This is a genomic window from Caballeronia sp. NCF2, assembly GCF_023631205.1.
Taxonomy (GTDB): domain Bacteria; phylum Pseudomonadota; class Gammaproteobacteria; order Burkholderiales; family Burkholderiaceae; genus Caballeronia; species Caballeronia zhejiangensis.
The window spans coordinates 140,589-162,429 of the sequence record NZ_JALQDN010000054.1 but is presented as its reverse complement, the minus strand read 5'-3'; the positions used below and the strand labels follow the sequence as shown (position 1 = coordinate 162,429).

The 21,841-nt window shown below is 62.6% G+C and carries 23 protein-coding genes and 1 riboswitch; of the genes, 14 read left to right on the top strand and 9 right to left on the bottom strand.

Features of this window, described 5'->3' with window-relative positions:
* The first annotated feature begins 20 nt into the window (after positions 1–20).
* The 4 genes from NCS02_RS18395 to NCS02_RS18380 all read left to right on the top strand — a co-directional run bounded on the left by NCS02_RS18395 (position 21) and on the right by NCS02_RS18380 (position 3,551).
* Positions 21–530 (top strand): cupin domain-containing protein, encoded by a 510-nt coding sequence (locus NCS02_RS18395; protein WP_250503051.1) that lies wholly within the window; start codon positions 21–23, stop codon positions 528–530.
* 61 nt (positions 531–591) lie between these two features.
* On the top strand, positions 592–1,374 hold the full coding sequence (locus NCS02_RS18390; protein ID WP_250503050.1) for an IclR family transcriptional regulator: 783 nt from the start codon (positions 592–594) through the stop codon (positions 1,372–1,374).
* Positions 1,375–1,662: 288 nt separating this feature from the next.
* The gene (locus NCS02_RS18385; RefSeq protein WP_250503049.1) at positions 1,663–3,342 is read left to right on the top strand and encodes an FAD-dependent oxidoreductase; all 1,680 of its coding nucleotides are present in this window, start codon (positions 1,663–1,665) and stop codon (positions 3,340–3,342) included.
* 8 nt (positions 3,343–3,350) lie between these two features.
* Complete coding sequence (locus NCS02_RS18380; protein WP_033537076.1) at positions 3,351–3,551, top strand: DUF2783 domain-containing protein; 201 nt, start codon at positions 3,351–3,353, stop codon at positions 3,549–3,551.
* On the opposite strand, the gene mobB is transcribed toward NCS02_RS18380, so the two are convergent.
* Positions 3,548–4,072 (bottom strand): molybdopterin-guanine dinucleotide biosynthesis protein B, encoded by a 525-nt coding sequence (gene mobB, locus NCS02_RS18375; RefSeq protein ID WP_008353068.1) that lies wholly within the window; start codon positions 4,070–4,072, stop codon positions 3,548–3,550. The genes NCS02_RS18380 and mobB overlap by 4 nt on opposite strands.
* Positions 4,073–4,253: 181 nt before the next feature.
* On the opposite strand from mobB, the gene NCS02_RS18370 reads away from it, so the two are divergent.
* Complete coding sequence (locus tag NCS02_RS18370) at positions 4,254–6,776, top strand: adenosylcobalamin-dependent ribonucleoside-diphosphate reductase (protein WP_250503048.1); 2,523 nt, start codon at positions 4,254–4,256, stop codon at positions 6,774–6,776.
* Positions 6,777–6,821: 45 nt separating this feature from the next.
* Here the strand turns inward: NCS02_RS18370 and NCS02_RS18365 are convergent, their stop codons facing one another.
* The 4 genes from NCS02_RS18365 to NCS02_RS18350 all read right to left on the bottom strand — a co-directional run bounded on the left by NCS02_RS18365 (position 6,822) and on the right by NCS02_RS18350 (position 9,145).
* Positions 6,822–6,989, bottom strand: a complete 168-nt coding sequence (locus tag NCS02_RS18365; protein WP_250503047.1) for a hypothetical protein — start codon at positions 6,987–6,989, stop codon at positions 6,822–6,824.
* 15 nt (positions 6,990–7,004) lie between these two features.
* A complete protein-coding gene (locus NCS02_RS18360; protein WP_008353071.1) occupies positions 7,005–7,376 on the bottom strand; it encodes a DUF4148 domain-containing protein in 372 nt (123 codons plus the stop codon).
* A 189-nt stretch (positions 7,377–7,565) separates the two neighbouring features.
* On the bottom strand, positions 7,566–8,096 hold the full coding sequence (locus tag NCS02_RS18355; RefSeq protein WP_008353072.1) for a GNAT family N-acetyltransferase: 531 nt from the start codon (positions 8,094–8,096) through the stop codon (positions 7,566–7,568).
* Between the two features lie 38 nt (positions 8,097–8,134).
* Positions 8,135–9,145, bottom strand: a complete 1,011-nt coding sequence (locus tag NCS02_RS18350; RefSeq protein WP_008353073.1) for a LysR family transcriptional regulator — start codon at positions 9,143–9,145, stop codon at positions 8,135–8,137.
* 217 nt (positions 9,146–9,362) lie between these two features.
* Between NCS02_RS18350 and NCS02_RS18345 the strand changes: the two genes are divergently transcribed.
* The 5 genes from NCS02_RS18345 to NCS02_RS36485 all read left to right on the top strand — a co-directional run bounded on the left by NCS02_RS18345 (position 9,363) and on the right by NCS02_RS36485 (position 16,592).
* Positions 9,363–10,181 (top strand): alpha/beta hydrolase, encoded by an 819-nt coding sequence (locus NCS02_RS18345; protein WP_008353075.1) that lies wholly within the window; start codon positions 9,363–9,365, stop codon positions 10,179–10,181.
* A gap of 92 nt (positions 10,182–10,273) precedes the next feature.
* Positions 10,274–11,470 (top strand): efflux RND transporter periplasmic adaptor subunit, encoded by a 1,197-nt coding sequence (locus NCS02_RS18340; protein ID WP_175979449.1) that lies wholly within the window; start codon positions 10,274–10,276, stop codon positions 11,468–11,470.
* A 31-nt stretch (positions 11,471–11,501) separates the two neighbouring features.
* Positions 11,502–14,702, top strand: a complete 3,201-nt coding sequence (locus NCS02_RS18335; RefSeq protein ID WP_008353078.1) for an efflux RND transporter permease subunit — start codon at positions 11,502–11,504, stop codon at positions 14,700–14,702.
* Positions 14,703–14,707: 5 nt separating this feature from the next.
* A complete protein-coding gene (locus tag NCS02_RS18330; protein WP_033537058.1) occupies positions 14,708–16,207 on the top strand; it encodes an efflux transporter outer membrane subunit in 1,500 nt (499 codons plus the stop codon).
* Between the two features lies 1 nt (position 16,208).
* A complete protein-coding gene (locus NCS02_RS36485) occupies positions 16,209–16,592 on the top strand; it encodes a hypothetical protein (protein WP_308196618.1) in 384 nt (127 codons plus the stop codon).
* Between the two features lie 20 nt (positions 16,593–16,612).
* Here NCS02_RS36485 and ppk2 read toward each other — a convergent pair whose 3' ends face one another.
* On the bottom strand, positions 16,613–17,509 hold the full coding sequence (gene ppk2, locus NCS02_RS18320) for a polyphosphate kinase 2 (RefSeq protein ID WP_008353084.1): 897 nt from the start codon (positions 17,507–17,509) through the stop codon (positions 16,613–16,615).
* Between the two features lie 231 nt (positions 17,510–17,740).
* Between ppk2 and lhpI the strand changes: the two genes are divergently transcribed.
* A complete protein-coding gene (gene lhpI, locus NCS02_RS18315) occupies positions 17,741–18,682 on the top strand; it encodes a bifunctional Delta(1)-pyrroline-2-carboxylate/Delta(1)-piperideine-2-carboxylate reductase (protein WP_250503046.1) in 942 nt (313 codons plus the stop codon).
* 128 nt (positions 18,683–18,810) lie between these two features.
* Positions 18,811–19,134: a hypothetical protein gene (locus NCS02_RS18310; RefSeq protein WP_008353089.1), complete on the top strand. Its 324-nt coding sequence runs from the start codon at positions 18,811–18,813 to the stop codon at positions 19,132–19,134.
* Positions 19,135–19,242: 108 nt separating this feature from the next.
* Here NCS02_RS18310 and hmuQ read toward each other — a convergent pair whose 3' ends face one another.
* Genes hmuQ through NCS02_RS18295 form a run of 3 tightly spaced genes read right to left on the bottom strand, consistent with a single transcriptional unit; the run spans position 19,243 to position 20,605 of the window.
* Positions 19,243–19,557 carry a heme-degrading protein HmuQ gene (hmuQ, locus tag NCS02_RS18305; RefSeq protein ID WP_008353090.1) on the bottom strand — a complete coding sequence of 105 codons (315 nt, stop codon included), beginning with the start codon at positions 19,555–19,557 and terminating at the stop codon, positions 19,243–19,245.
* Positions 19,558–19,607: 50 nt separating this feature from the next.
* The gene (locus NCS02_RS18300) at positions 19,608–19,979 is read right to left on the bottom strand and encodes a DUF1428 domain-containing protein (protein WP_034471935.1); all 372 of its coding nucleotides are present in this window, start codon (positions 19,977–19,979) and stop codon (positions 19,608–19,610) included.
* A 59-nt stretch (positions 19,980–20,038) separates the two neighbouring features.
* Positions 20,039–20,605, bottom strand: coding sequence for a histidine phosphatase family protein (locus NCS02_RS18295; protein WP_250503045.1), 567 nt, complete (start codon positions 20,603–20,605; stop codon positions 20,039–20,041).
* Positions 20,606–20,653: 48 nt separating this feature from the next.
* Positions 20,654–20,780: riboswitch (cobalamin riboswitch) on the top strand.
* 29 nt (positions 20,781–20,809) lie between these two features.
* Between NCS02_RS18295 and NCS02_RS18290 the strand changes: the two genes are divergently transcribed.
* Positions 20,810–21,043: a CbtB domain-containing protein gene (locus NCS02_RS18290; RefSeq protein WP_034471940.1), complete on the top strand. Its 234-nt coding sequence runs from the start codon at positions 20,810–20,812 to the stop codon at positions 21,041–21,043.
* Positions 21,044–21,052: 9 nt separating this feature from the next.
* Positions 21,053–21,835 carry a CbtA family protein gene (locus NCS02_RS18285; protein ID WP_250503044.1) on the top strand — a complete coding sequence of 261 codons (783 nt, stop codon included), beginning with the start codon at positions 21,053–21,055 and terminating at the stop codon, positions 21,833–21,835.
* Positions 21,836–21,841 lie beyond the last annotated feature (6 nt).

Below are 21,841 nucleotides of genomic sequence, written 5' to 3'. Positions count from 1 at the left end.
CGCTCTGCCAACGGAACGACATGCAACGCGAACGCATCGACAGCAGCGAAATCATTCGGCGTCTGAAGCTCGAGCCGCATCCCGAAGGCGGCTTCTTTCGCGAGACGTATCGCGCGAGCGGCAACGTCGTGCGCGAGGACGAACGCGAAACGCGTTCGGCGTCCACCGCGATCTACTTTTTGCTTTGCGATGGCGCGCATTCGGCATGGCATCGCATTCGCTCCGATGAAGTCTGGCACTTCTACGCAGGCGATCCGATCGACGTGCATGTGCTCAAAGCGAACGGAACGCTAGTCACGCATCGGCTCGGCAATGCGCTCGATCGTGCCGATGCCGTGTTTCAGACCGTCGTCGAAGCGGGCGACTGGTTCGCGGCGGAATGTCACGATAGAGAAGGCGTATCGCTCGTCGGCTGCACGGTGGCGCCGGGTTTCGAGTTCAGCGAGTTCGAACTGGCCGTGCCGGGCACGCTGGAGGCGCGCTATCCGCAACATCGCGAATTGATAGAGCGCCTGAACCCCGAAGTATGACGGTACGCACGCGAGTGCGGTTATCATCGCGCGCATCGTGGACAACAACACAAGGTCAGGCATGAGCGCAGTGCGCCGCGGGATTCAATCGATCGAAGTAGGCGGAGCGCTTTTGCGCGCGCTCGTGGACCACGGCGGCCCGTTGCTGCTCGGCGATCTCGCGAAGAAAGCCGGCATGCCGTCGGCGAAGGCGCATCCTTATCTCGTGTCTTACGGCAATCTCGGCCTGATTCAGCAGGATCCCGCGACGGGCCGCTATGAACTCGGGCCGTTCGCGCTGCAAATGGGTCTGATCAGTCTGCAGCGCGTCGATCCGGTGCGCCTCGCGATTGCGGAAGTAGCGAACGTGACGCCCCGCATCGAGCATACGGTCGCGCTCGCGACTGCGGGCAGCTATGGACCGACCATCGTTCACATCCAGCAGGCGAGCGTGCCCATCCACGTCACGATGCGTACGGGCACGGTGATGTCGTTGCTGCAGACGGCGACGGGCCGCGCATTCGCGGCTTATCTGCCGCCGATGACCGTCGAAGCGCTCGTCGCCATCGAGCGTGCGGGCGCGTTGCAGGTCGGCGCGCAACGGCGCGACTACACGCGTGCGCAAACCGACGCGATGCTCGCCGAAGTGCGCGAGCACGGCATCGCGCGGGCGATCGACGAGCCCGTCGCGGGCATCAGCGCGATGAGCGCGCCGGTCTTCGATCACACGCGCAATATCGTGCTCGCGATCACGGCGATCGGTCCGAGCGGATCGTTCGACGGCGCGTGGAACGGCGACATCGCGACGGCGCTGCACGCGTGCGCGCAGCGCGTATCGAAGATGCTCGGCTTCGTCGCGGTCTGATCGAAGTCGCGCGATCAAACGGGGCGCCAGTGCCCCGGCATTCACTTTTCATCCTCTGAAGTCCATATGGGCTTTGCTGCGTTTGCACGCCGCATTCCCGTGAACGGGCGTACCTTGAAGAAACCGTAAGCGGATGCAAGCGCTCGTCCGTGGCATTCGGGTAAACCTAAATTCAACACTGTAAAACGGCTTGTACAATGATGAACAACTAACCGAAAGCGAAGCGATTCGCGCCCGAGCCGACCCAGTCCTGTCAGACGAAAGCGACTCGACGATGGAGACGACCGAATGTCCGTGAACTACGCCTCTCTGCGCTTCGACTATGAACGCGCGCCCGATCACGATGCGCCCGCGTCGTCGCCTTATCCCGTTGCGATAGTCGGCGCAGGTCCGGTCGGACTGGCCACGGCCATCGATCTCGCGCAGCAGGGCGTGCGTACCGTGCTGCTCGATAACGACGACACCGTGTCGAGCGGCTCGCGCGCGATCTGCTTCGCCAAGCGCACGCTGGAAATCTTCGATCGTCTGGGCTGCGGCGACAGGATGATCGAGAAGGGCGTGAGCTGGAATGTCGGCAAGGTGTTTCTGCAGGATGAGCTTGTCTACACGTTCAATCTTCTGCCGGAAACCGGCCATTCGCGACCCGCGTTCATCAACCTGCAGCAGTACTACGTCGAAGGCTTTCTCGCCGAACGCGCGATGCAACTGGAGCCATTGCAACTGCGCTGGAAGAGCAACGTGACCGGCGTGACGCAGCACGAGGATCACGTCGAACTGCAAGTCGAAACGCCGGATGGCGCGTATCCGCTCAAGGCGCGCTACGTGGTGGCCGCCGATGGTTCTCGCAGCGCGATGCGCAAGCTTCTCGGTCTGGACAGCCACGGCCGCACGTTCAAGGACCGCTTCCTGATCGCCGACGTGAAGATGAAGGCGCCGTTCCCGACCGAACGCTGGTTCTGGTTCGATCCGCCGTTCCATCGCAATCAGTCGGTGCTGCTGCATCGTCAGCCGGACAATGTATGGCGCATCGATTTTCAGCTCGGCTGGGACGCGGACCCGGTCGCGGAAAAAGAGCCCGAGCGTGTGATTCCGCGCGTGAAGGCGTTGCTTGGCGAAGACGCCGAATTCGAACTCGAATGGGTGAGCGTCTACACGTTCTCCTGTTTGCGTATGGACGACTTCAGGCACGGACGCATCATCTTCGCGGGCGATTCCGCGCATGGCGTGTCGCCGTTCGGTGCGCGCGGCGCGAACAGCGGCGTGCAGGATGCGGACAATCTCGCTTGGAAACTGAAGCTGGTCGTGAACGGCGATGCGCCGCATACGCTGCTCGACACCTACGCATCCGAGCGCGAATACGCCGCCGACGAAAACATCCTCAACTCGACGCGCGCCACCGACTTCATCACGCCGAAGAGCGCCGTTTCGAGGCTCTTTCGCGATGCGACGCTCAATCTCGCGAGGGACTGCGCGTTCGCAAGACGCATTGCGAACAGTGGACGGCTCTCGGTGCCCGCGGTGCTGCGCGACTCGACACTCAATACGCCCGACAAGGAAGGCGACGCCTTCAATTGCGCGATGATTCCCGGCGCGCCGTGCGTCGATGCGCCCGTGCGCGTCGATGACCGCGACGCATGGCTGTTGCCGCAGACGCACGGCAGCGCATTCACGGGCATCTATTTCTGCGGGCTCGGACACGGCCCGGAAGTCTGCGCGCAAAGCCTGGCTGCTTTGTCGAACGGGCGGCTTCCGGTTCATGCGCTCGTCGTCGTGCCTCGAGGCATGATGTGTACCGTGCCCGGCGTGACGGTCGTGGAAGATGTGGAAGGCATGGTCGCGCATCGCTTCGACGCGCGTCCCGGCACGTTCTATCTGCTGCGTCCCGATCAGCACGTATGCGCGCGCTGGCGTGCCTTCGATGCCGCATCGGTGACGGCTGCGGTCAAGCGTGCAACCTGCAACGGATGATGAATCGTATGAAGCTCAATCTCGAACTGAATATCGCCGATCACGATGCGTTCTACGAGCGCCTCATCGACACGCACAACGGCCTCTCCGACGAAGCCAGCCACATGCTCAACGCAAAGCTCGTGTTGCTGCTCGCGAATCACATCGGCGATAACGAAGTGTTGAAAGAAGCGCTCGCGATGGCGCGTCAGGGCCTCGCCGCGAACTAGTCGTTCAGCGCGATGCCCATGCGCTCGCAAATGAACGCGCCGATGCTCGCGATGTCGTTCAGATCGAGCTTCGGCAAGTTTGAATCGAGGGCGGCGGCATCATCGGTTGCGATTGCAACTATCTCTACATCGCTCTTGTAAAGCGGATCGCGGCCCGCCGAGGGCCGCACGACTTCGAGGCGCGGCATTGTTTCGCGCGCGAATCCTTCGACGATCACGAGGTCCGCGTCACTGAGTCGCGCGGCCAGTTCGCTCAGCGGCGGCTCTGCGTCGCCATTCAACTCGCGCACGATCGCATAGCGGTACGGCGATGCGATCAACACTTCTCCCGCGCCCGCGCGACGAAAGCGCGCGCTGTCCTTGCCGGGCGGTTCGAGCTCGATCGAATGATGACTGTGCTTGATGACGTTGACGGTGACGCCGCGTGCGCGCAGCCACGGCAGAAGCGCTTCGATCAACGTGGTCTTGCCTTGGCCCGAGCGGCCCGAGATGCCGAAGAGCGGCGGATGACGCGAGTTCATGCGCGAGTTCATGCGAATGGTCGGCTGATTGTTCTGGTTTCGATCAAGCGAGTTTAACGGCTCGATGGCGAGCGGGGAGAAATCGCGCTATCGTCGGGCATTGCCTTTGCGGCGGAACGCGTCGGCGCATAGCGGGTTTCCGACCCCGACGCCTGCCGCCTCAGTGATTCAAGGAACCGACATGGCCGAAGACAATCCCAGCACCGCTATCGCACCGCAGCAGTTTTCCATCGACGTGATGCTCGAAAAATACGCCAAGGGCGACGAGACTCGCGTCGACGATATTTATCGCCGCGTGGCGCGCGGTGTCGCGCGGGCCGAGCCTGAAGAAACGCGCGCGAAGATCGAAGCGGAGTTCGTCGATAACTTCAAGCGCGGCGCGCTAGGCGCGGGGCGCATCATGAGCGCGGCGGGCGCGGGCATCGATGCGACCCTCATCAACTGTTTCGTGCAGCCGGTCGGCGATGCGATACAGGGCGTCGATAGCAACGGCTTGCCGGGCATCTACGTCGCGCTGTTGCAAGCGGCCGAGACGATGCGTCGCGGCGGCGGCGTCGGCTATAACTTTTCCGCCATACGTCCGCGAGGCGCGCGTGTGCATTCGACCGGATCGGCGGCGTCAGGCCCATGCAGCTACATGGATGTATTCGATGCATCGTGCCGCACGGTCGAAAGCGCCGGCGCGCGGCGCGGTGCGCAAATGGGCATTCTCGACTGCACGCATCCCGATCTGCTCGAATTCATCGCGGCGAAGCACACGAAAGGACGCTGGAACAATTTCAACGTATCGATCGCGGTGACGGACGAGTTCATGCAGGCCGTCGCCGACGACGCGTCGTGGCAGCTCGTGCACAAGGCCGAGCCATCGCCCGCGCAACGCGCAGCCGCGGACATGCATCAGCGCGATGATGGCTTGTGGGTCTATCGCGAAGTGCGGGCGCGCGAAGTGTGGAACACGATCATGCGCTCGACCTACGATGTCGCGGAGCCGGGCGTCGTGTTCATGTCGCGCATGAACGATGACAACAACCTGCGCGCGATCGAGTCGATCCGCGCGACCAATCCATGCGGCGAGCAGCCGCTGCCCGCATACGGTTGCTGCAATCTCGGCCCGCTCAATCTCACGCGCTTCGTGCACGATCCGTTTGCGCAGATCCGTGGCGGCGCGCCGTCGTTCGACTGGGACGGCCTCGCGCGCACGACGCGCACCCAAGTGCGTTTTCTCGACGACGTGCTCGACGTCACGCTCTGGCCGCTCGAAGAACAGGCGCGCGAAGCGGCGGCGAAGCGGCGCATCGGCGTGGGCTTTACGGGCCTCGGCGATACGCTCGTGATGCTCGGTTTGCGCTATGACGCGCAGGAGGGCCGCGATTTCGCTACGCGCGTCGCACGCACGATGCGCGACGAAGCATATCGCGCATCCGTCGAGCTCGCGAAGGAGCGCGGCAAGTTTCCGCTTTTCGATGCGAAGCATTATCTGCAAGAGGGCACGTTCGCCTCGCGCTTGCCGGACGACATCAAGCGTGCGATTCGCGAGCACGGCATTCGCAACAGCCATCTGCTTTCGATCGCGCCGACAGGCACCGTGAGCCTCGCGTTCGCGGACAACGCATCGAATGGCATCGAGCCCGCGTTCTCGTGGACGTATCAGCGCACGAAGCGCATGGCCGACGGTTCGCGTCAGACCTTCGCTGTCGAAGATCACGCATACCGGCTGTATCGCGAGATGGGCGGCGATGTCAATGCGTTGCCCGACTACTTCGTGAGCGCGCTGGACATGTCCGCGCACGATCACATGGAAATGATGGCGGCGGTGCAGCCTTTCGTCGATACGTCGATCTCGAAGACCGTCAATGTGCCCGCCGATTATCCGTTCGACAAGTTTCAGGATCTCTATTTCGAAGCGTGGCGGCGCGGCTTGAAAGGGCTTGCAACGTATCGGCCCAACGAGACGCTGGGCGCGGTGCTGTCCGTCGCGCCTGCCGAAACGCCGAGCGATTCGCCGGACCCCGAGCTCGATCTCGATCCGTTGCGCATCGCGATCGATCATCGGCCCAAAGGAGAGCTGCCTGCGATCATCGAGAAGGTCGAGTATCTGACGCAGGCGGGCAAGAAGTCGCTCTATCTGGCGGTGTCGTTCATCGAAGTGACGGGGCGCATCGGCGGCGAGGACGTGACGATCGAACGGCCCATCGAGTTCTTCATTCCCACCGGGCAGCGCGACGAATCACAGCAATGGATCACGGCGACGATGCGTTCGATCTCGCTGGCCGCGCGCGGCGGCTTCGCGGCGCGCACGCTTCAGGACATGCGTAAAGTGTCGTGGGATCGCGGACAAGTGCGTCTCGGCGATGTCGAAAGGCTCGACGGACATCGCAGTCCGCGCTGGCACGATTCGGAAGTGGCCGCGCTAGCGTATGCGATCCAGCAGATTCTTCATCGACGCGGTTTTCTCGATGCAGAAGGCAACCAGGTACCGTCGCGCGTGCTTGCGCGCAAGGGCGCCGATCGCGCGCCGCATCCGGTAGCTGTAGCCGATGAACGCGATGACATATCCGAAGGTGCCGCGCAAGGCGAAATCGATCCACATAGCCTGCCCCTGATGCACGGCCGTAAATGTGCGACATGCGGCGCCAATGCAGTGATCCGCAAGGACGGCTGCGACTTCTGCACGGCATGCGGCGAAATCGGCGCGTGCGGTTGAGTTGAAAAAAAGGCGCGGGCATTCGTCCGCGCCTTCCTGTCACGCTCAATGCGAGCGTTCAGTGCTGTCCTGCTTCGTATCTTGTGCAACGCCCGGTTCATGCGCGCTGTGCTGCGTGAACGGATGCCACACCGGCGTGAGCGTTGGCAGTTCGTCGAGAAGCGAGAACTGATCGAGCGACGTGTTCTCGAACATGATGACCTCTTGATTCATTTGCCGATCGCGCAATCAACGCGCGATCACGTTGCCTTGCGTCGCCGAGCCATTGGCGTATTCGACGATCCCGCGATTGCGCGCTTCCGCTTGCGCCGCATCGCGTGCGCGTTGATCGCTTTGCGCGGCGATGGCATCGCCCCACATGCTGCGATCCGGATACGTGTTGCGATTCAATGCCGGCAACGAGCCGTTCGAGTACGCGGCCGCGAGTTCGGCACGCACTTGCGCTCGTGTCTTGGGCGTATCGCTCGCATTGGCCTGAGTTTGCGTCTGAACCTGATACGTGCCTGCGTGGCCGATGCCCTGGCCGCTCTCCGCGAAAGCGGTCGTCGTGACGACGGCGGAGATGGCTGCGAGAGAAAACCCCGTGATGAGTTGTTTCATGCTTGCGACTCCTTTCATTCCGATGCAGCGTGCGGGCAAATGCGGATTGCATTCGGCGTTGAGCGTGCTGCGTTGGGATTGAATGTAGCCGCGCGATACCGGCGGATAAATGCCGTATCAGCGAATAGATTTATCGATTTCGGCGAATAATCGCGCAGAGGCTTGATGCGTGGGCGTTTGCAGGGCGCGCTAGGCAAGCTGCTTATGGAAGAACGTAGTCCCGCAGAGCGTGCCGTCGGGCATCAAGGCGTAGTTCGGCACGACGCCGACACGCTGCCATCCGGCGCGTTGGTAGAGACGTTCTGCATCGCCGCCGGTGACGGTATCGAGCACGAGAACGGACTTGCCGGCTGCACGCGCGGCATCGTCGGCGGCGCTCATCAGATGCTGTGCAATGCCACGGCGTCGCGCGCGGCGCGCGACGAGCATCTTCGCGATATCGGCGCGATGCGGCTGATTTTCCGGCTGATCGATGACGACCTGCACCGTGCCGAGCACATGCCCGTCCGCGCTCTCTGCAACGAGCAGGATGCGTTCGTTGCGCACGACGCCATTGGCGACGCGCGTCCAGAATTCGACGGCGGTCGCGCGCGAAATAGGCAACATGAAACTGACCGACGCGCCGCCTTCGACGCAATCGATGAGCACGTCCGCCAGCGCTTCGATATACCGCGTGACTTCATTCGCGCCGAGGCGGCGCACGGTAATCTCATTGTTCATGATTTGTTTTCCGTGGCCGCCTCTCGGCAGATGCTTAGCTATGCAACTATGTCCTCGGTGCCCGCGACTTCCGGCGTGCCATGCCGCACGATGGTCGGCGACGGCGTGCTCGTCGGCAGGCAGCGTTCCTCTGCATCCTTCTGACCTTGCAGCAACGGGCAGCGCTCGAACAACTCCGCGGCCCAGTCGACGAACACGCGCACCTTCGGCGACAGATGCCGGTTATGCGGATACACCGCGGAAATAGGCATCGGCAGCGGATTCCATTGCGGCAGCACTTCGATGAGCTCGCCCGCGCGCAGATGCGGCAGCGCCATGAAGCGCGGCACCTGGATGATGCCGACGCCCTTCAGGCCGCAGCTCAGATACGCTTCGGCGTCGTTCACCGCGATCATGCCGCGCATCTTCACTTCGATGGTTTCATCGTCGACGACGAAATCCATGTCCATGATGCGGCCCGTGCGGCTCGAAAAATAATTCACCGCCGTGTGATTCTGCAAATCGTCGATGGTTTTCGGCGTGCCGTTGCGTTCCAGATATTGGGGCGCGGCCACCGTCACGCCCTGAAACACGCCGATGCGGCGCGCGACGAGACTCGAATCCTGCAGCGTGCCCACGCGAATCACGCAATCGACGCCTTCCTGAATCAGATCGACCGGCTTGTCGCCGAAGCCCATCATCAGTTCGACTTCCGGATAGCGCGTGTGGAAATCGCATAGCTGCGGCATCACGATGAGCCGCCCGATCGCGCCGGGCATGTCCACGCGCAACTTGCCGTGCGGGCCTTTCCCGTTGTTCGAAAACGAGCCTTCCGCTTCTTCGATGTCCGCGAGGATGCGTACGCAGCGCTCGTAATACGCTGCGCCGTCCGGCGTGAGATTGAGCCTGCGCGTCGTGCGCTGAAGCAGCCGCACGTTCAGATGCGCTTCCAGATTCTGGATGATCGTCGTGACCGAGGCGCGCGGCAGATTGAGCGTGTCCGCTGCGCGGGAAAAGCTGTTGGTGTCGACGACGCGAGTGAAGACCTGCATTGCCTGAAGCCGATCCATGTTCTCTCACCTTCTTTACTTAGCGATGCAACTATTTAAGCGCGCGCTAAAGAATGACGGAAGAACAATCGCGAGGGATAACCACGATTGTTCGGTGCGACCGAATTGTGTTGCCGGATTATAGGCATTTATTAAAAAAGGCGCGGCCTCCAGAATTCGCAGCATCGCAACTTATGCGTGAAGGCCTTGCAGCATGGGCCTCGCACCGAGAATAACCATGGCAACACTGTTGGATCTGGAGTCGAGTCCGCGCTTGTGCATCGAAGATGTGCACATCACGGGACACGCGCAGCCGATCACGCTGCGCAGCTATCGTCCCGCATCGGACGGCACGATCCTGCCCATCGTTCTTTACTTCCACGGCGGCGGATTCATTCGTGGCGGACTCGACGACGCGGATATCGCAGCAGCGACGATCGCGCGCGATACACCCGCGTGGGTCGTGTCCGTCGGCTATTCGCTCGCGCCGAAGTTTCCGTTTCCCGCCGCGCCCGAAGACGGCTATCGCGCCGCGCAATGGGCCGTCGCGCATGCGCGTTCGCAGCGCGCGGACCCGCAGCGCATCGGCGTCGTGGGCCATGACGCGGGCGGCAATCTCGCGACCTGCGTCGCGGCCATCGCGCGCGATCGCGGCGATATTCGCATGTCCGCGCAAGCGCTGCTCGCGCCGTTGCTCGACCCGAGCATGACGCGCCTCGCCGACGAACGCAAAGTGCTGTGCCCCGATTTCGAAGCATGCGAATGCGCGCAGTGGTATCGCGCGTATCTGCCGAATCCGTCGCAACGTCTGCATCCGTACGCCGCGCCGCTCGAATCGCGACGTCTCGGCGGATTGCCGCCCGCGATGATCGCGAGCGCCGAGCACGATCTGCTGCATATCGAGGCCGAGAAATACGCGGGCGAATTGATCGCAGCGGGTGTGCCGACCGAAGTCACGCGTCATTGCAAGACCTCGCACCAGGCGCTCGCCGCGCATCCCGAAGCGCTCGCGGATGTCGTCGCGTTCTTCAGGAAGCGCCTCGCACGCGCGAAGTAAGCGCGAAGTAAGCGCGAAAGATAACCGCAAGATTCGGCACGCCAGCCACGCATCACACAACAACAATCTCAACGCTAACCGGAGCCTTCACCATGTCATTCACTCGCAAACGCATCTACGCCGCGCTAGGCGCGGTGCTGATCGTCGCCGGCGCGGGCGGTTATACCGCCTTGCGCGGCCACGGCGATTCGGCGATCAACGAAGCCAAAGCCGCCGCGCACAGCCCGACTGCAACGGAAGTGGACGTCGCAGCGGTCGTGTCGAAGACCATCACCGACTGGCAAAGCTATTCGGGCAGGCTCGAAGCGGTCGATCACGTCGACATTCGTCCGCTCGTTCCCGGCACGATCGTCGCGGTGCATTTCAAGGACGGCCAGCTCGTGAAGAAGGGCGATGCGCTCTTTACGATCGATCCGCGTCCTTACGAAGCCGAAGTGGACCGCGCTCAGGCGCAGCTCGCGGCGGCGCAGGCGCGCAATGGTTATACGTCGACGGATGCGGCGCGCGCCGAACGCCTGCTCGCCGACAACGCGATCGCCAAGCGCGACTACGACGAGAAACAGAACGCTGCGCGCGAGGCCGTCGCCAACCTGAAGGCCGCGCAGGCTGCGCTCGAAGCCGCGAAGATCAATCTCGCGTACACGCATATCGTCGCGCCGGTGTCGGGCCGCGTGTCGCGCGCGGAACTTACTGTGGGCAACATCGTGTCGACGGGGGCGAATGCGCCTTTGCTCACGACGCTTGTTTCCGTATCGCCGATCTACGCATCCTTCGATGTCGATGAACAGACGTATCTGCGCTATCTCGGCCGCGATGCGGGCAGCACGGTGCCGGTGTCGCTCGGTCTCGCGAACGAAGATGGCTATTCGCGCGAAGGCGTCGTCGATTCCGTCGATAACCGGCTCGATACGACGTCCGGCACCATCCGCGTGCGTGCGCGCTTCAACAATCCCGACGGCACGCTCGTGCCCGGGCTCTATGCACGCGTGAAGGTCGGCGGCGGCTCGCCGCATCCGGCCGTGCTCGTGGAAGACGAAGCGATCGGCACCGATCAGGACAAGAAGTACGTGATGGTCGTCGACAAGGACAACCGCGTGCAGTATCGCGAAGTCACGCTGGGTCAGACGCATGAAGGCCTGCGCGTGATCTCGAAGGGTTTGCAGCCGGGCGAGCGCATCGTCGTCAACGGCCTGCAGCGCGTGCGTCCCAACGATGTGATCAAGGCCAACAACGTCGCGATGAATGACGACGACAAAGCGCCCGCCGTGAAGACGGCATCCGCACAGTGATGCGCGTCATCCGCAACAGACAGAACTCGTCATGAACATATCCAAATTTTTCATCGATCGCCCGATCTTTGCGGGCGTGCTATCGGTGGTCGTGCTGCTGGCGGGCGTCATCGCGATGTTCAAGCTGCCGATCTCCGAATATCCGGAAGTCGTGCCGCCTTCGGTCGTCGTGCATGCGCAGTATCCCGGCGCAAACCCGAAGGTGATCGCGGAGACCGTGGCCTCGCCGCTCGAAGAGCAGATCAACGGCGTCGAGGACATGCTCTACATGCAGTCGCAAGCGAACAGCGACGGCAATCTCACGACGACCGTAACGTTCAAGCTCGGCACCGATCCGGACAAGAACACGCAGCTCGTGCAGAACCGCGTGAACCAGGCATTGCCGCGTCTGCCGCAGGACGTGCAGCGTCTCGGCGTGACGACGATCAAATCGTCGCCGACGCTGACGATGGTCGTTCACCTCAATTCGCCCAACGGCCGTTACGACATGACGTATCTGCGCAATTACGCGCTGATCAACGTGAAGGACCGGCTCGAACGCATCGCGGGCGTGGGCGAAGTGCAGCTGTGGGGCTCGGGCGATTACTCGATGCGCGTGTGGCTCGATCCGCAAAAGGTCGCGCAGCGCGGCATGACCGCGACCGATGTCGTCAACGCGATCCGCGAGCAGAACGTGCAGGTCGCGGCGGGCGTGATCGGCGGATCGCCGACGCTGCCGAACGTGCCGCTGCAACTGAACGTGAATGCGCGCGGCCGCTTGCAGAACGAGTCGGAGTTTCGCGACATCGTGCTGAAGACGTCGCCCGATGGCGCGGTCACGCATCTCTCCGATGTCGCGCGCGTCGAGCTGGCTGCATCGGAATATGGTCTGCGTTCGTTGCTCGACAACAAGTCGGCAGTTGCAATCGCAATCAATCAGCAACCGGGCGCGAACTCGCTGCAGATTTCCGACGAAGTCCGCAAGACGATGAAGGAACTGAAGGCGGACATGCCCGCGGGTCTCGAATACGAGATCGTCTATGACCCGACACAGTTCGTGCGCTCCAGTATCGAAGCCGTGATTCACACGCTCGCTGAGGCGATCGCGCTGGTGGTGCTCGTCGTGATCGTGTTCCTGCAAACGTGGCGCGCGTCGATCATCCCGCTGCTCGCGGTGCCGGTGTCGATCGTCGGCACATTCTCGCTGCTGCTTGCATTCGGATTCTCGATCAACGCGTTGTCATTGTTCGGGATGGTGCTTGCGATCGGTATCGTCGTCGACGATGCGATCGTGGTCGTCGAGAACGTCGAGCGCAACATCGAAGCGGGGTTATCGGCGAGAGAAGCGACGTATCAGGCGATGCGCGAAGTGAGCGGGCCGATCATCGCGATTGCATTGACGCTCGTTGCCGTGTTCGTGCCGCTCGCGTTCATGTCGGGTCTCACGGGCCAGTTCTACAAGCAGTTCGCGATGACCATCGCCATCTCGACGGTGATCTCGGCCTTCAACTCGCTGACGCTGTCGCCGGCGCTCGCCGCGCTGCTGCTGAAAGGCCACGACGAGCCGAAGGACTGGCTCACGCGAGGCATGGACCGCGTGTTCGGCGGCTTCTTCCGCGGCTTCAACAAGGTCTTTCATCGCGGTTCGGATGCGTACGGCAAGGGCGTGAAGAGCGTCATCAACCGCAAGGCATTGATGATGGTCGTGTATGCCGTGCTGCTCGGCGGCGCGGTGCTGATGGGCAAGATCGTGCCGGGCGGCTTCGTGCCCGCGCAGGACAAGGAGTACCTCATCAGCTTCGCGCAGTTGCCGAACGGCGCATCGCTCGATCGCACCGAAGGCGTGATCCGTCAGATGTCGGATATCGCGCTGAAGCAGCCGGGCGTGGAAAGCGCGGTGGAGTTTCCGGGCTTGTCGGTGAATGGCTTCACGAACTCGTCGAGCGCGGGCATCGTGTTCGTCACGCTGAAGCCCTTCAAGGAGCGCGTGCATGACAAGGCGCTGTCCGCAGGCGCGATTGCCGGCGCGCTGAATCAGAAGTACGCGGGCATCAAGGGCTCGTTCATCGCCGTGTTCCCGCCGCCGCCGGTGCTCGGTCTCGGCACGCTCGGCGGCTTCAAGATGCAGCTCGAAGATCGCGGCGCGCTCGGCTATGCGGCACTCGCCGATGCGACCCAGGCGTTCATCAAGCGCGCATCGCAAACGCCCGAGCTTGGACCGACGTTCTCGAGCTATCAGATCAACGTGCCGCAGTTGAACGTCGATCTGGATCGCGTGAAGGCGAAGCAGCTGGGCGTCTCGGTGACGGACGTCTTCGACACGATGCAGGTGTATCTCGGCTCGCTCTACGTGAACGACTTCAATCGCTTCGGACGCGTGTATCAGGTGCGCGTGCAGGCGGATGCGCCGTTCCGCGCGAATCCGGAAGACATCGGCTTGCTGAAGACGCGTAACGCGAATGGCGACATGGTGCCCTTGTCGTCGCTCGTGAAGGTGACGCCGACGTATGGTCCGGAGATGGTCGTGCGCTACAACGGCTATACCGCCGCCGATATCAACGGCGGTCCTGCGCCCGGCTATTCATCGGGCCAGGCGCAGGCGGCGGCGGAACGCATCGCGGCCGAAGTGCTGCCGCGCGGGATCAAGTTCGAATGGACCGATCTCACGTATCAGCAGATCCTCGCGGGCAACGCTGCGCTGTGGGTCTTCCCGATCAGCGTGCTGCTCGTGTTCCTCGTGCTCGCCGCGTTGTATGAAAGCCTGACGCTGCCGCTCGCGGTCATTCTGATCGTGCCGATGAGTATTTTGTCCGCGCTGGTCGGCGTATGGCTCACCGATGGCGACAACAACATCTTCACGCAGATCGGTTTGATGGTGCTCGTGGGCTTGTCGGCGAAGAACGCGATTCTGATCGTCGAGTTCGCACGCGAACTGGAGATGCAAGGACGCACGATCGTGCAGGCCGCGATAGAAGCGAGCCGCCTGCGTTTGCGCCCGATTCTGATGACGTCCATCGCGTTCATCATGGGTGTGGTGCCGCTCGTGCTGTCGACGGGCGCGGGTTCGGAAATGCGTCATGCAATGGGCGTGGCGGTGTTCTTCGGCATGTTGGGCGTGACGCTCTTCGGCCTGATGCTGACGCCGGTGTTCTACGTGATCCTGCGCAAGCTCTCGCGCACCGAGCACGTAACGGACAAGCACGGCACGCATCCGCAGATGCGCGGTATTGGTGCTTCGGTCGAAGCGCAGTGAGGTGAATGATGAATAAGCTGCATGTTTTATCGAGTCTGATGGCGTCGTTGTTGCTGGTCGCGGGCTGCTCGCTCGCGCCGACCTACGAGAAGCCCGACGTCAATGCGCCGTCCGCCTACAAGGAAACGCCGCAAAAGACGCTCGATGCATCGGAAGCGGGTACGTGGAAGACCGCGCAGCCGTCCGAAGAGATGATGCGCGGCGAATGGTGGACGATCTTCGACGACGCCACGCTCAACGATCTGGAAAAGCAGGCGCAGGACGCGAACCAGAACCTGAAGGCGGCGGCCGCGCGCGTGAAGGAAGCGCGCGCGATCAACCAGACGGCGCGGGCGGGCTTGTTCCCGACGCTCGATGCGGGCTTCGGCCCGACGCGCGAGAAGTTCTCGCCGGCATCGCAGTTCCTGCCCGCCGATGGCAACGTGCCTGCGCAAACGCTGTGGCGCGCGCAGGCGAGCGTGTCGTATGAAGTCGATCTGTTCGGCCGCGTGTCGAACTCGGTGCAAGCCGCGAACGCGGACACGCAGCAAAGCGAGGCGTTGTTCCGTTCGGTGCAGTTGGCATTGCAGGCTGACGTCGCGCAGAACTACTTCAATCTGCGCGAGCTCGATGCGGAAAGCGATGTCTTCACGCGCACCGTGCAGCTACGCGAGGAAGCGTTGAAGCTCGTGCAACGCCGCTACACCGAAGGCGATATCAGCGAACTCGACGTGGCCCGCGCGAAGTCCGAGCTCGCGACAGCGCGTTCGGATGCGATGACGGTGCAACGTCTGCGCGCGGCATCGGAACATAGTCTCGCGGTATTGCTCGGCAAGTCGCCCGCCGAATTCACGATGGCCGCGAATCCGCTCAAGCCGGTAACGGTGCGCGTGCCGCCCGGTTTGCCTTCGGCGCTGCTCGAACGTCGTCCCGATGTCGCGGCGGCGGAACGCGCGATGGCTGCGGCCAATGCGCGTATCGGCGTGGCGAAGGCGGCGTTCTTCCCGTCGCTCACGTTGACGGGCTCGGGCGGCTTCGAATCCGCGACGCTCGGCGATCTCTTCAAGTGGTCGAGCCGCACATTCCTGCTCGGGCCGTTCGCGGGTACGGCGCTGAATATCCCGATCTTCGATGGCGGCCGTCGCAAGGGCAATCTCGCGAATGCGCGCGCGATATATGAAGAGGATTCGGCGAACTATCGTCAGCAGGTGCTCGTTGCGTTCCGCGAGGTCGAGGACAATCTGTCGGATCTGCGCATCCTCGAAGATCAGACCGCGACGCAGGACGATGCAGTGAAGGCGTCGGTGCGTGCCGCGCAGTTGTCGCGCACGCAGTACACCGAAGGCGCGGTGAATTACCTCGACGTGATCGATGCGGAGCGCACCGTATTGCAGACGCAGCGCGCCTCGGTGCAGTTGCGGGGCACGCAGGCGGTATCGACGGTGAATTTGATCCGCGCACTGGGCGGCGGCTGGGGCGATGCGAAGCCCACGCCGGTGCCCGAGCCGAGTCTCGCGCAGAAGTAGCATGAAGATGGCCCTGCATCGCGCAGGGCCATTTTTTCTCGGGGCGCGCATCGATGACAGCTCGATTGTTCGCCTCCCGGAACATATGTCTTCACCTGCGGGGCGTTTATCCGCACGGCTCGAATCCATAGAATTTCAATCATGGGATAGGGAGCCGATGATGAAAGACTTGATCGCAAAACAACTGTATCAGCCGGCGGTGGTGTTGCCACTGCTACTGTTGACGCGCCTGATGGTCACGCTCGACTTCAATCTCGCGCAAGTAATGTTCGTGATGGTATTGAGAGGTTCGCAGCACGCATATCAGTTCGCGCTGCGTCATGCGGTTTCGCGTCAGCGCAATGGCGCGAGCGTGAAGCATCTGCCCTGCAACAACTGCTGCTGACGCGCGCCGCGCTATCGACCTCAATACACTTCGGGAACGTACATCTCATCCGGCACGGGCTGGCGCAAATAATCGGGGTTGAACACGCGGTCGGGCAGTTCGATCGGCGGATGCTCGACATCGTGATACGGCACCTGACTCAGCAAGTGATGAATGCAGTTCAGGCGCGCACGTTTCTTGTCGACGGCATGCACGACCCACCACGGCGCTTCGGGAATGTGCGTGCGCTGAAGCATCACTTCCTTGGCCGCCGTGTAGGCCTCCCATCGGCGGCGGCTCTCCAGGTCCATCGGGCTCAGTTTCCACTGCTTCAAAGGATCTTCGATACGCGCCTGGAAGCGCACTTCCTGTTCGTCGTCGGTGATCGAGAACCAGTACTTCACGATCTGAATGCCGCTTCGCACGAGCATCTTCTCGAACTCGGGAACCGAGCGGAAGAATTCCTCATACTCTTCGTCCGTGCAGAAGTTCATCACGCGCTCGACGCCCGCGCGGTTATACCAGCTTCGATCGAACAGCACGATCTCGCCCGCCGCCGGCAAATGCGACACGTAGCGCTGGAAATACCATTGCGTGCGCTCGCGATTGTTCGGCGCGGGCAGGGCGGCCACGCGGCACACGCGCGGATTCAGCCGTTGCGTGATGCGCTTGATCGCGCCGCCTTTGCCCGCCGCATCGCGTCCCTCGAACAGCACCACGAGCCGATGCCCCTCGTGCACGACCCAGTCCTGCAGCTTCACGAGTTCGCCTTGCAAGCGAAACAGCTCGCGAAAATAGGTCTTGCGTAACTGACGCTCTTCATCGGAGAAAGTCGATTCGCCGTCCAGGAAGCGATCGTCGATCTCCATCTCGAACTCTTCGTCGTAGCTGTCGATGATGTCGGCGTGGAAACGGCGCTGCTTTTCCGTCGTGTTCATGAGGGGCTCCGTGGCGTTCTTGGGCTGCCGCCGTCGCGATGACGGTCGCGGCGCGGGACGGCCGATTGTGACGACATTCGATGGCAGTCACATGACAGCGGCTGATTCGTTCATTCTAGCGAGCGATTCGCTGCTTTATGACGCGGCGTCGCGCGCCGTTAGAATGTTCCGGCACTTCGATGGCATTTTGAAGTTCGATTTCATCTTCCCCATATCAAGCGAGCGAACGCGATGACCGCAACGATCCATAGTTTCGACGAAGCTCAAACCGCGCGCCTCGTGCCGTATGACCGGCTTGTCGACACCCTCGCCGCGACGATGCTCGATTACGCGGCGGGACGCATCGTGAGTCCAGAGCGCATGGTGGTGCCGATCGAAGGCGGCGTGATGTTGTCGATGCCCGCGAGCGCCGCCGATCTCGCGATGCACAAGCTCGTGAACGTTTGCGCGGGCAACGGCGCGCTCGGCCTGCCGACGATCCACGGTCAGGTGACCGCCTACGATGCCATGACAGGCGTGCCGCAATTCATGCTCGATGGCCCGACGGTGACGGGCCGGCGCACGGCGGCGGTATCGATGCTCGCGATCCGCGCGCTTCACGATGCCGCGCCGCGCGAGGTGCTCGTCATCGGTACGGGCAAGCAGGCTGCGTATCACGTCGAGGCGCTCGCCGCTATTTATCCCGATGCGCGCATCCTCGTGCAAGGCTCCCGTCCCGGGCGGGCGCGCGAGTTCTGTGCGGCGCATGCATCGCTTTCGAAGCAGCTTGCCGCGCTCGACGAGTCCACGATTCCCGATTCGATCGATGTCGTCATCGCCGCGACCACGAGCAAGACGCCGGTCTATACGTTGCCCGCGCGCGCGGGCCGCCTCGTGATCGGCGTGGGCGCATTCACCGCCGATGCCGCCGAGATCGCCGCCGCGACCGTGCATGCAAGCGCGCTTTACGTCGACGACCCTGCGGGCGCGCGTCACGAAGCAGGCGATTTCATTCTCGCGAGCGTCGAATGGAACGATGTGCACGCATTGGCGGTCGCGCTCGCGGCGCCGTCCAAAGCCGTTGATGCATTGCAACCGGTGATGTTCAAATCGGTCGGCTGCGCGGCTTGGGATCTTGCGGCATGTCGCGTCGCGCGTGCGGTTTTGTCGGAGGAAAGCATCGCGGCGCGCTAGGCCGTGCAAGGGAACGCCAGCTTGGAACGGTACTTGCTGTAGGTCTCTTTAATGACAGAGACGCCATAAGCGTCACATGACAAACGGCGCCAAGGTGCGCCACAGCAATCGAGCCAGCGAACTAACCCATGAAAAGTCGATACGACAGCAAGTGGCACCCGTGGATTCCGGCGCGCGACGACGGACGTGAGGGCGCGGGTGGCGCGGCGGACGGGGAACGCCAGACGACTCCGCATGCGAGCGCGGCGCCGCCTGCGGCTTATTTCATCTCGGTTCTTGAGCTTGCGACGGGCGAGAAACTCGGCAATGACGAGCGTCTGCGCGCCGTCGCGATGCTGGAATCGCAATTCGGTGCGGGGCGTCCGCGCACGCTGAAGGAAGCGGTGCGAATCTGCGCGGCGGCGATCGATTCATCGACGCTGCAGCGCATGGCGCGCGGCGCAAAGGCCTAGAAAACACGTCTGAAAAGACAGCTTCGGCGAAGCGCGTTTTTTCACACGTGTGTAAAACGCGCGTGCTCGCTGAAAAGTGCGCGAACGTTCGGTTGCGCCTTGACCGCTCTATTTGACGGTCTGAATGACTTCGAAGCCCTCGAATTCCGGATGACCGAGATAAAGCTGGCGCGTCTCGCCGCCGGCATTGCGATGCGCGGCGCGAAACGCGTCCGAACGCGTCCAGTCTTCGAAGGCTGCCTGATTCGCCCATATCGTATGGCTCGAATACAGAACGTGATCGTCTTTCACCGGCCCTTTGAGCAGATGAAACTCGACGAACCCGGGCACATCCTTCAGATGCGTATCGCGGCTCGTCCACAGACGTTCGAAGTCGGCTTCGGCGCCGGGCACGATCTTGAAGCGGTTCATGGCGATATACATGTCGATGCGGTTCCTTCGAAGTAGTGACTCGATTGAGCGGATAAGAACGATCAGTCGCGCCCGAGTTCGACGATGGTCGTGAAGCCGCCGAAGAACATGCGTTGAGGATCGAACGGCGTCTCGCCGGATTCCATCATCGTTTTGAGGCGCGGGTCTTCCATCACTTTGGCGTTGACGCTATCGCGCTGCTCGCGCGATTCGTAGACGATATACGAGAACGCGACGGTCTCGCCTTCCTTCATCTGCACGCTCTGTGGAAACGATGTGAGCTTGCCGGGCTTCACGTCGTCGGCGATGGTTTCCACGAACTCCAGTGCGCCGTGTTCCAGCCAGATCTTGCCGGCGGCTTCGGCCATGCGGCGATAAGCGTCGACCTTGTCGATCGGTACAGGTACGACGAATCCATCCACGTAGTGCGCCATCTGAGTCTCCTGGTTGAGTCGAACGCGCACCGCGCACGCGATGCGCTGTCTGCTTTGAGCTATTCGTATGCAGCGAAGTTCAGGGCGGTCCACGTATCGGCGGGCGAGGCGCGTTCCAGCACCGTGGACGAGAGCGGCGCGAAGTTCATCCCATAGATCGATGTGAGCGGCATGCGAAGCGCATGCGCGAGCGCCACTTTCACGACGATCGCATGCGTGACGACGATGCAGCGCCCCGCGTCGAGCCGGTCGATCGAAGCGAAGCCCTCGGCGACGCGCGCGGCGAGCATGGCGACGCTTTCGCCGCCGTGCGAACGCGCATCGGGATCCGCGAGCCATGCAGCGACATGTTCCGGTTCGCGCTCGCCCGTTTCGCGTATCGAATGCCCGCGCCAGCGGCCATAGTCGATGTCGTCGAACGCGGGAACGATCTCGAATGCATCCGCGATCCACGCCGCCGTTTCACGCGCGACGCGCGCGGGACTCGCAATCACGCGCGTGTCGGGCAAGGCGTGCAATGACGCGAGCTGCGCGCGCGCATCGCGCTCGGGAGGTTCGTCGCCGGTGGGAAAGTGCCCGGTTTTCATCGCGCGCGTGGCGGCGTGACAGAGAAGAATGAGTTCCAAGGCAGGTGGCGGTCGAATCGGAATCGTTTTACTTTGCAGCGGATCATCATAGAATGGCAAGCTTGCAGTGCGAGGAAGCCGGTGCAAACCCGGCACGGTCGCGCCACTGTGTGCGGTACGTCAACGCGAAAGCGCGGCGCCGCGAGTCAGACCCCGCTGCATGCTCTTCGTCAATCGGGACGCGCTTTTCCCTGGAGAACCACCATGAATGCTTCCAACGCGCCGGTCTTTTCCGCTCCGGTTTCCCCGTCACTCGATGCACCCGTGCCCATTCCGGTGCGTGAAGTGTTGCCGTGGGCCGTCTTCATCGGCCTCATTCTGCTGATCGCAATCTATTTCGTCGGCGCCGAACAGGGCGCGACGTCGATTTTCTCGGGCACGTACGTCCACGAATTCGTGCATGACGGCCGGCATTTGCTCGGCTTTCCGTGCCACTGAGGAAGCATCATGATTCGCACTTTGCTGATACGCGGCATGATCGCGGGACTGGTCGCGGGCCTGATCGGCTTCGGCTTCGCGCGTGGGTTCGGTGAACCGTCGGTGGCACGCGCCATCGCGTTCGAGGAACAGCACGAGCATGAACACGAACATGAGCACGGTCATGCCGATGCGGCTGCCACGCCAGCGCATTCGCACGATCACGGCGACGAAGCGCTCGTGTCTCGCGATACGCAAGCTGGCCTCGGCCTTCTGACCGGCGTCGCCGTGTTCGGCACCGCGCTCGGCGGTCTCTTCTCGCTCGTGTTCGCGTTTGCTTATGGACGGCTCGGCGCGTTGCGCGCGCGCGGCACGTCGGCATTGCTCGCGCTGTTCGGCTTCGTGAGCGTCGCCATCGTGCCGTTCCTCAAGTACCCGCCCAATCCGCCCGCTGTCGGCAATGCCGAGACCATCGGGCCGCGCACGGCGCTTTTCTTCGGCATGGTGGCGATTTCCATCGCGGCTGCCGTCTTCGCCGTGCGCTTGCAGCGGCGCATGGTGGCGCGGCATGGCGGGTGGAACGCGACGCTCATCGCGGCGGCTGCGTATATCGTCGTGATCGTGGCGGCGCAGGTCGCGCTGCCGTCCGTCGATGAAGTGCCCGCGGATTTCTCCGCTTCGCTGCTGTGGAATTTCCGCGTGGCCGCTATCGGCATGCAGGCGCTGTTATGGACGACGCTCGGTCTCGTGTTCGGTGCGCTCGCAGCGCGTGAACTCGAGCGGCCGGCGGTGAGAAGAATGGCTGCGGCGTAAGCGGTT